This window comes from Streptomyces sp. NPDC050448, assembly GCF_040655295.1.
Lineage (GTDB): Bacteria > Actinomycetota > Actinomycetes > Streptomycetales > Streptomycetaceae > Streptomyces.
Genome location: NZ_JBFAJR010000037.1, coordinates 68,040 through 77,298 on the forward strand (window position 1 = coordinate 68,040; position 9,259 = coordinate 77,298).

Here is a 9,259-nt window from a genome sequence, read left to right on the forward strand (position 1 = left end):
GGACGGGACGGCTCGGGTGGAGCGGGCGGCTCAGCCGGACCGGGCGGTGCGCGCGGGCCGGTAGGTCTCGGCAACCAGCTCCACGGCACGGGCGGGGCGGCTCCGGCCCCCGAAGACGGGCAGGGCCTCCTCCAGCACCACGCCGCGCGGATGGCGGGCCAGCCAGCCGGAGAGGCAGCGCAGGTGCAGGGCGCTGCCCAGGTCGAGGGCCTGGGGCTTCGGCGCGCGCAGACTCCGTACGAAGTCCTCGGCGGCCCGCCCGGCGAGCGGCTCCGGTACCGGGTGCAGGAACAGCTGCTCGGGCAGCCCCAGCAGGGACCGCCAGCGGGCCACCGCCGCGGCCGGGATCTCGCCGGGGTCGGCCGCGAGGTCGGCGCGGAGCACGGCCAGTACCCCTTCGGGCAGGTGCCAGCGCCGCCGGGCCAGCACCGCATGGCGGTGGCGCAGCCGGGGGGTGCGCAGCACCTCGCCACCGGGGACGGCCAGGGTGCGGCGGGGCAGCAGCCGGCGGAAGTCCACGACGCCGCCCGGATGATCGCAGAGGAACGGCGCGAGGCGCTGCGGGAGCATGACCGGGGCGAGAAAGCCGAGGTAGAGCACGTCGAGGGGTTCGCCGGTGGCCCGCACCCGGAGCCGGAGCTGGTCGGTATCGGGGTCGTGGACCAACTCCACATCGGCCTCGGCGAGCGCGCTCCGGTACCGGTCGGGGCCGATCTCCTCGCCGACGAGCAGCGGGTGAAGGTTGGCGTTGAAGCCGCCCACCGGCCGGATCTGAACGGCCCGGCCGCCGTCGCCGAGGCCGCGGCGGATCGCGCGGGTCACCTCCGCGGCGGCACCGTGGGGCAGACCGTCCAGGAAGCGGCTGGTGAAGCGGCCCCAGCCGCCGTAGGCGTGGTTGACGCAGAGCAGACCGCCCGGGACGGGGTCCTCCGGGCGATCGGCCGGAGCCGGTTCCGCCTGCGGCCCGGCGGCCGGGACCGCGCGTTGGACGAACCACGAGTAGCTGAGCGGGCGGGCGACGGTCCAGCCGGGCAGCCGGGCGGCGAGCCCGCGCACCTCTTCGGCGGGCAGGACGACCTCCTCCGCCCAGCCGCCCGGTGCTGCCGCCGCGGCGGTCCGTGTCCGCTGGACGAAATCCTCCCGCAGCCGGGCCAGTTCGGACAGTTCGGCGGAGAGCCCCGGATCGCCGGCGGGCCGGCCGGCGAGGCGTGCGGCCTCCTCCCACGCGGCGGCGGTGTCGGAGCCGAACTCCCAGGGGGCCGGGCAGGTCCCCCCGCGCCCGTAGCGGGCGACGAAGCGCTCCAGTGCGACCCGCCGCATCACGTGTCCGAGGTCGAACAACTCGGCCAGGGCGCTCAGTTCACCGAGTACGGCGCGGTCCGCGCCGGTCAGCCGGCCGGACTCCCCGGTGACGGTACGGATGCCGGCAGCCGCAGGGCCGGACGCGGTGTCCGCCGTCGGGTCTCCGGCGGCGAGTACGTCCTCGGCGAGCACGTCCTCGGTGAGCACGTTCAGCGGGGCGGCATCGGCCGGGACGGGCCGGCCGGCGTCGGCCAGAAGGCTGCGCCAGCAGTCCGCGAGGCCGGCGAGCAGGGCGGGCCGCTCCTCGGGCCGGGCGTTCGCGAAGCGGGCGGTGCCGGCCGCGAGCCGGTCGGTCCGGTCGGCCAGAGCTGCGTCCTCGGGCCACTGGCGAAGCCAGTCGGCCAGCGCGCGCAGCGGGTCCGGGTGCTGCGGGTCGACGGGTTCCACGGGCACCAGCAGGCCGCTGTCGGCGAGTTGGCCGAGATAGCGGCCGACGGCGGGGTCCGCGCAGGGGCGGCCGAGGGCCGGGCCGAGCCGGGCCGCCAGCCCGTCGAGCGTCGCGGGCGTGGCCGCGAGCGCGTCCATCTCGGCCAGGGCGGGGTGGGCTGCGAGCTCGATCGTCTCCTCACGGGTGACGAGGTACCGGCCGCCCGCGAAGGCCGTGCGGTCCTTGGCGTAGCGGGCCCGGCCGTCGGCGCCGGGCCGCGCACTGCTGGTCATGCGATGGGGGAGCGCGCGTCGGCGGCGCGGTTCGTCCAACAGCGCGGCGACCAGCGCCGCGACGAGGGTCCGGTTCTCCCGCACCGCGGACCGCAGCGGCGGCGGCAGCCGGTCCGGGGGCAGGCTCTGGCCTTCTGCCGCGGCGGCTGCGTCACCGGCGCCCGCACCGCCGGACCACCCCACCGCGGTGAACCATGACAGCGGGCTGGTCTTCGTACTGGCGCGCAGGGCGTGCCGCAGCACCGAGGACTCTTCCTTGCGGGCCCTGCGCCCGCCCTCGTCCCGGGCGGCCCGGGACACGGCGCGCAGCAGGTCGGTGCTCGTGAGCGCGACGGCCCGGGCGAAGCCGGGGGAGCGGCACAGTTCCGCGAGCGCGGAGCGCTCGGCGGTCAGGGCGTCCGGGGCGGCCGCGGCCAGATCCGTGAGGAGTGCGGCGCGGCGCTCGCGCAGGGCGAGCCAGGTGCCGAGCCGGGGCACCCGCACGGGCAGGTCGCCGAGCCGGGCCAGCAGGGCCGGGCGGGGGGTGCGGCCGTTGTGCAGCGCACGGCGCAGCGGGAGCACCACCTGGCGGTGGAACTCCTCGTGGTGGCCCCGCCGGGAGTCGAAGAGGTCGTCGCACAGGGCCGGACGCAGTGCGTCCTCCTGCGCCGCGATGGCGGTGAGCCGGCCGAGCAGGCTCCGTACCCGCGCCGCCGCCTCCGGCTGTGCGGGGTGCGCCGTCACCGTGGCGCGGACCAGCGCGTACGGGGCGGTCCGGGCGGACGGTCCCGCCGGCGGGCGGGCGGTTCCCGGCACGGACGTGACGCGTGGCGGCGCGGCCGGCTGGGTGGGATGCGGCATGGCGGGCTCCCGTGGTGCGGTCTGGGCCTGTGATCTGTCGTCCGGCTCGGCCCGCAGCCCGTGCCCGGGTGGGCCGGCCGCACGGGAGCGGCCCGTCACAGCCGTCAGGCGACGGGCGTCTCCACCTGCGGCTGGGCGCAGGAGGAAGAGCCCTGACAGGAGCAGGAGCCCCAGGAGGCGCCGTTCTCGGGCAGTGCGGCGGTGTCGCTCAGCGCGGTGACGGTCAGCTCGCTGAGGTCGAGGTCCAGGTCCAGGTCGAGGTGGTCTGACCCGGTAGTACCAGTGATTTCAGACATGACGGATTTCCTCTGGTTTCTGAGTGATTGCGGAACCGCGAAGACGGCGTCGGGTACCCGGCGCCCGCGGCCGGCGGGCGGAGTGCCACCCGGGAACCGATGGTTCGTGGCCGGGGGCATCCGAGTGAGCGTCGTGGTGCAGCACGAGTCTCCGCGCCGGAACGGGACAACGGCAACCACCCATGTCATGTTGGCCTGTTGACCTGTCCTGCTTCGTCACCTTGCCGGCAGGCCACTGGCCTCCCGGCGGTACTCGAGACTGCGCGCCCCCCATGGCCGCGGGGCGCGCTGCGGTGACCATCGCTGCTCGTGGGCCCGGGAAGAGGCTGCCGGGAACACGCAGCTTCCCGGGGCGACCGGGCCCGGCCGCGGCCGGGCCGGAGCGCCGGAAGGCAGCCCGGGTGGTCGTTCGCGGGCATGGTGAACCGGTCAAACTCCCGCGCCCCCAAGCCGCGCCCCAAGCCGCGCCCCGCACCGCATGCCGGCGCCCCTACGGCCGAGCGTGCACAACGGCGCGTGTGCGCGCCCATCGGATCCTTCGACAACGCCCGCCCGGCGCCGGACTGCCTGGCTGAACTCAGGTGGAACCGCGACGGTTCTCGCCGTGGGGGTATCCAGGGCCGCGGCGTGCACCCAGGGCGGCGCCGCTACGCCTGCTCGGTGAGCCGCTCGCGCGGCGCCAACGGCACCTCGGCCCACACCTGCTTGCCGCTGCTGAGCGGTACCGAGCCCCACGACGCCGTCGTCGCCTCGACGATGAGGAGTCCACGGCCCCCGGTCGCCGACCAGTCCACGTCCGCAGGCTTGACCGGGCTGCGGGGCGAGGCGTCGTTCACGGCGATCCGCAGCCGGTCCGCCGACAGCGTCAGATCCAGCCGCACTTCTCCCTGCGTATGGGCGATCGCATTGGTGACCAGCTCGGAGACCACCAGCAGGGCGACATCGAGTTCCTCCTCCACGCCCCACGAGCGGAGTGTGCGCGCGGCGAAACGGCGAGCGTGCAGGACGGCGTTGGGGAGCCGCCAGACGGTCCAGTTCGTCCGCGTCGGCCGGACGCGGGTGCCGTCGTAGCGCAGGAGCAGCAGCGCCACGTCGTCGTCCCGCCGGCTGACCCCCGAGAGCAGTTCGTCGGCCACCATCCCCGGGTCGGCCGGGTCCGCCGTGGCCAACACGTCGCACACCCGGCGCATGCCGTCCTCCAGACGGACGTTGGACGACTCGACCATGCCGTCCGTCAGCAGGGCGAGCAGGGTCCCCGGGACCAAGCCGACTTCCGTCATGGGGAATTCGGTGTCCGTGACCACTCCCAGTGGCGGTCCTCCTTCGACCTCCATCTCCTCGGTGCTGCCGTCCGGGTTGCGCAGGACCGGCTGCAGGTGGCCGGCGCGGACGAACCAGGCGATGCCCTCCTCCATGTCCAGGTCCACGTACAGACAGGTGGCGAACAGGTCCGTCTCCATGCCGACGAGCAGCCGGTTGGCCCGGGCGATGACCACATCGGGCGGGTGGCGCTCCACTGCGTAGGCCCTCACCGCCGTCCGAATCTGGCCCATGATGGTCGCGGCTCCGGCGCTGTGCCCCTGCACGTCGCCGATGACGAGCGCCACGTGGCCGTCGCCGAGCGGGATGACGTCGTACCAGTCGCCGCCCACTTCCAGCCCCACGGTCGCGGGCAGATAACGGGCGACGGCCACCCCACCGGGCAGCGAAGGGAGTTTGCGCGGCAGCAGACTGCGCTGGAGCATCGTGGCGAGTTCATGGCCGGCGTCCAGCGCGTGCGCGCGCATCAGCGCCTGCCCCACCAGCCCTGCGGTGGCGGTCAGCAGCGACCGCTCCTCCGGTCCGAACCGGTGCTCACCGTCCCATCCCACGAGGCAGACCCCGACCATCCGGCCGTCCGCCGGCAGCGGCAGGACCGCAAGCCCGCCGGGCCCGATCCCCGCGAGAGCGGGTTCGAGGTCCGCACCCGGCGGCCAGAGGCTCACATGGCCCTCCCGCAGTGCGTTCCGCAGCGTGGGCAGGTCGTGCATCGAGGCGTCCGGCCACTCGGATCGCCATTCCGAACGCCACATACCCGGCCATGCGTGCGGCTCGGGAGGGTCGAGGACGGTGAACACGAGCCGGTCGGCCTCCAGCTCGGCGACCGCCACCCGGCTCGCGTCCAGTGGGCCGCGCAGGGAGTTGACGACGATCCGGCTGACGTCCCTGATGGTCGTCGCGCCGGCCAGCTTGGCGGACAGCCGCTGCACGATGGAGACTTCGTCGGCAGTGGGGCGCAGGTAGGAGGCGTCGGCCACCACGCCGAGGACCCGCACGGGGGTGCCGTCGTCGTCCGTCATCACCCGGCACCGCAGGCCCAGCCAGCGCAGTTCACCTCCCGGCCGGCGGATGCGGAACGCCAGCTGCTGCGGATCCGACGTCAGCCTGTCAGGCTCCACGATGGCCATCAGCGCGGGGATGTCGTCCGGCACGGCACTCGCGAGCAGCATCTCCACGTTGCCGCCGAACTGGTCGGGCGGGATACCGAGCAGCTCCAGCACGCGCGCGTGCGCCTCCATGCGGCCGGAGGCGAGGTCCAGGATGAACGCGCCGCCCCGGAGCGGCACCAGTGTGTGTCCCAGCACGGGGCGCGGGGCCGTGTGCCCGGACGCGTGGGCGGCCACCGATTCGAGTCCGGCGGCGACCTGGTCGGCGTACAGCTCCAGCAGGCTCCGGCGGTCGTTGCTGAACCCGTCCGGGACATCGCCGGCGACGATCAGACAGCCCAGCTCCTTGGAGCCGTGCCCGAGCGGCAGGGCACCGAGCGAGAGCCTGGCCGGCGATGCCCGGACGGAGTCGTGCCGCGCCCGCCCGGGGAAGTGGTGCGGGTCCTCCTCCACGTATGCGGCGAGTTCCTTCGGGTTCAGCCACAGCGGGCGGCCCGAGCGGTAGGCCTCGGCGGCCGGGGAGTGCCCGTCCACGGAGAGGACCGCCGGCAGCCCGTACAGCATGGCGCGGTTTCCGGTCATCTCGGCCAGATGGAGTTCCCCGCGGCCCTCGGCGAGCACGTAGACAGCGGCCAGCTCAGCCCCGCAGAACGCAAAGCGCTGCCTGGTCACGGTCTGTAACGTCCTCCTGTGCGGGCAGCCACGGTCGACCGCCCTCCCTCCATGCTGTCGCGCCTCGTACCGTCAGCGCGAGTCAGGAGCGGAGCGGACAGACCTCCGGTGGGGCCTTTGGAGCCGTTGGTGCGCGGACCCTACTCGTAGCGCTGCGGTTCGGCCATGGGCGTGGGCGAGGTCGCGCACCCACGTGTCCGGGCGGTGGCCGGCGCGCTCCCGATCGGCTCATCCATGGCGGCCCCGGCATTCTGGGACGCCCGCTCGGCGATTTCGGGCGCGTATCCGATGACGGGGGCGAGATGCGGGGCAGCGGCATGGAGGCGTCGCCGAACGGTGCCGGGTACGGGGCGCGGACCTGGAGTACGGGGTTTGTGACCAGGCGCGGAGCGCACCGGGAAAGAATTTTCCGGGTTCCTGTCACATCCGGGTGTGCCGGTCCGTCAGTGCTGTGTAGTCGCCGATCAGGCCGATGTGAAGGAGTGCAGTCATGACGGACACCTCGATCTCCCGGATGTCGAACCCGGCTGAGTTCGTGCCCGAGCTGAACGACATCAGCGCGGCTCTTTTCAGGGCCACCGGCAACCGGTCGGTCCCGCGCACCACGATGAGCCTGGTGCACCTGCGGGCGGGGCAGATAGTCGGCAACACCTACCTGACCATTTTGAACAGCGGTTTCCTTCGCAAGGCGGGGGAGTCCGAGGAGCGCATCACGGCCGTCTCGTCGTGGCAGGACGCCCCGTACTTCACGGACGCCGAGCGGGCGGCGCTGGCGCTGGTGGAGGCCACCCTCCAGGCGGCCCCGCACGGCCGGGAGCGGGTCACGGACGAGCTGTACGCGGAGGTTGCGAAGCACTACGACGAGAAGGCGCTGGCCACCCTCACCATCGCGATCGGCCAGATCAGCTTCTTCATCGCGTTGGCCGTCATCGGCAAGCCGGCCCCTGTCGCGTCCCTCGCGGACGAGCAGTGGGACTGACCTGACCCCTGCGCACACCGGGTTCTCACGGGGCGTTCGCCAGTCGCCTCACCGCCTGCCGAGGCAGCCTCAGGGCTCGGTTTCATGGGCACCAGAACGAGAACGCTCCCCGACGGGTGTCCGGCACTGCGTGACGGCTCGCCCGCTCCAGCCCCGCCCCCCGCCCCCGGCCGCGCCCACTCACCCCTTCGCACGTCGGGAGCATCCGCCCCGAGGGGTGACCATGGCCGAGCACCCCCCCCGCCGCGCAGGAGGCAAGCACCGCGGACGCCCCCTTGCAGCCAGACTGACGAGCCTTGTGCAGGGTCGGTGAGGGCGCGGTCAGAACCAGTGCAGGCAGTGCGGGGAGCGCTCGGCGCGGAAAAGGGCGTCAGCGAGGGTGGCCGCGCCCGGGCGGTGTGCCCGGATGTGTCCGGCACGCACGAGCGTGCTCGGGGCGGTGCCGCCGAGGTAGATGGAGCCCAGGTCGCTCACGTCCAGGGACAGGTCGGGCTCGCGGCCCGTCGGGACGCAGTCGGCCTTGCCGTCCCGGACGGTCAGCAGGTAGCGGCCGTGCTCGCCGAGGAACGGGTCGTCGACGTCGAGGACGAGCTCGCCGTCCATGAGCCAGCCGCGCGCGGTCAGCGCACGCGGGACGTCCAGCAGCCGCACCCAGAGCCAGTCGGTGTCGTTGCTCACCTGGCCGGCGCGGAAGTCCGCAAGCTGCCAGCGCAGCGGGTGCTCGGGCGGGAAGCGCTTGAACACGACCTGAGAGACCAGGTCGTGTCCGAGCACGAACCGGGCCAGGGCCGTGGAGACGGCGTCGTCGGTGGCGATGGTCTCGTCGACCGTCAAGGTGTCGGGCTCGCCGAGCGAGTAGCTGGCGTACCCGTCCGGGACGCCGTCGGCGTCGCGGTGGACGGCGACGTGGCGCGGTGCCGGAGAGACCGGGGGCTGCCCCGCGCCCACGGCCCACCAGCGGTGCGGCCGGGACAGCGCGCCGGGCTGTGTGCGGCGGTACCGGTCGTAGACCTCTTCCAGGACCTCGCCGCACTCGGCACGCCGCAGCAGCTCGACCGAGCCGGTCGCTGGGGCGTCGGCCGTTCCGCGCGCCCGGGGCAGGGCGAGGGCGGCCTGGTGGCGCGGCACCGTCAGCCGCTGCGTGTAGGTCGCCGGTCCGTACCCGAACCTGCGGTAGATCAGGGCCTCTGAGGCCAGCAGTACGGAGAGGAACTCCCCTCGGGTCCGCAGCTCGGTGAGCTGACGCCGCATCATCGCGCTGAGCACGCCCTGGCGTCGGTGCGAGGGCAGGACACCGACTGCGGTCACCCCGGCGGCCGGGGCGAGGACCTCACCGGGCAGGGTGAGCTCGAAGGAGTACGCACCGGCGGTGCCGACGGGCCGCCCGTCCGCCGTCATGGCGAGCAGGCCGCGGTCCATTTCGAGGGCCGACCACCAGACCCCGCCGCCCTCGACCGGGGTTTCCGGGAAGCGCCCGAACGCGGCATGGAGCGTGTCGACGAAGACGTCGAGGTCTTGGTCGGTCGTGGGACGGATCTCCATTGCTGCCACTGCCTCCCCGGGATACGGGCACCACGACTCGTGGTGTCCCGCCACAGTGCAGCCTTGTCCCGTGGTCAGGTCAAGCGAATTACGGCAGGGCCCGCGGCCGGTCGCGGCGCAGCCGGTCCCGGGGTATCGGCGTGCTGGACGCCGGCTTTCGACGTCGACCAGGACAGTCCCGCAGCCGGACGAGGCGCCACGCCCACCGGGGCGCGGATCGCGCCCAGTAGAAGACCCCGTTCCCCGACAGGCTGGGCGCAGCCGGAAACCGGTGCCGACCCGAGCCCGCCCGGAAGATCAACACGGGAAGCAGACACCCCACCAGCCGATCGGCACGAACCCGCTCCTGCCTCCGCACGGCCGTACGAATGCGGGCAGTCCGTCGCCCCTAGGGGGTGTCCGGCGGATCAGGGCCGGATAGCCCGGGTCGTCTGGTGCCGTGGATTGCAAGGCGGAGGAGGGAGCCACTGCGGTGGGGGCAC

Annotated in this window: 4 protein-coding genes and 1 pseudogene; 1 reads left to right on the forward strand and 4 read right to left on the reverse strand. The window is 73.9% G+C overall.

What is annotated here, in order from left to right:
- Window positions 1–30 precede the first annotated feature (30 nt).
- The 3 genes and pseudogenes from AB0I68_RS31670 to AB0I68_RS31680 form a co-directional block, all read right to left on the reverse strand.
- The gene (locus AB0I68_RS31670) at window positions 31–2,862 is read right to left on the reverse strand and encodes a lantibiotic dehydratase (RefSeq protein ID WP_363180814.1); all 2,832 of its coding nucleotides are present in this window, start codon (window positions 2,860–2,862) and stop codon (window positions 31–33) included.
- Window positions 2,863–2,966: 104 nt separating this feature from the next.
- Complete coding sequence (locus AB0I68_RS31675) at window positions 2,967–3,158, reverse strand: thiazolylpeptide-type bacteriocin (protein ID WP_363180815.1); 192 nt, start codon at window positions 3,156–3,158, stop codon at window positions 2,967–2,969.
- 647 nt (window positions 3,159–3,805) lie between these two features.
- Window positions 3,806–6,259, reverse strand: a pseudogene (locus AB0I68_RS31680) (SpoIIE family protein phosphatase); the annotation flags it as partial.
- A 487-nt stretch (window positions 6,260–6,746) separates the two neighbouring features.
- Here AB0I68_RS31680 and AB0I68_RS31685 point away from each other — a divergent pair.
- A complete protein-coding gene (locus tag AB0I68_RS31685; RefSeq protein WP_363180816.1) occupies window positions 6,747–7,235 on the forward strand; it encodes a carboxymuconolactone decarboxylase family protein in 489 nt (162 codons plus the stop codon).
- A gap of 321 nt (window positions 7,236–7,556) precedes the next feature.
- Here the strand turns inward: AB0I68_RS31685 and AB0I68_RS31690 are convergent, their stop codons facing one another.
- Window positions 7,557–8,777, reverse strand: a complete 1,221-nt coding sequence (locus AB0I68_RS31690) for a GNAT family N-acetyltransferase (protein WP_363180817.1) — start codon at window positions 8,775–8,777, stop codon at window positions 7,557–7,559.
- Window positions 8,778–9,259 lie beyond the last annotated feature (482 nt).

What these genes read in the sequence shown, in the direction of transcription:
- AB0I68_RS31685 (WP_363180816.1), top strand. Translation starts at nt 6,747, where the DNA reads ATGACGGACACCTCGATCTCCCGGATGTCGAACCCGGCTGAGTTCGTG.
- AB0I68_RS31670 (WP_363180814.1), bottom strand. Translation starts at nt 2,862, where the DNA reads ATGCCGCATCCCACCCAGCCGGCCGCGCCGCCACGCGTCACGTCCGTG.
- AB0I68_RS31675 (WP_363180815.1), bottom strand. Translation starts at nt 3,158, where the DNA reads ATGTCTGAAATCACTGGTACTACCGGGTCAGACCACCTCGACCTGGAC.
- AB0I68_RS31690 (WP_363180817.1), bottom strand. Translation starts at nt 8,777, where the DNA reads ATGGAGATCCGTCCCACGACCGACCAAGACCTCGACGTCTTCGTCGAC.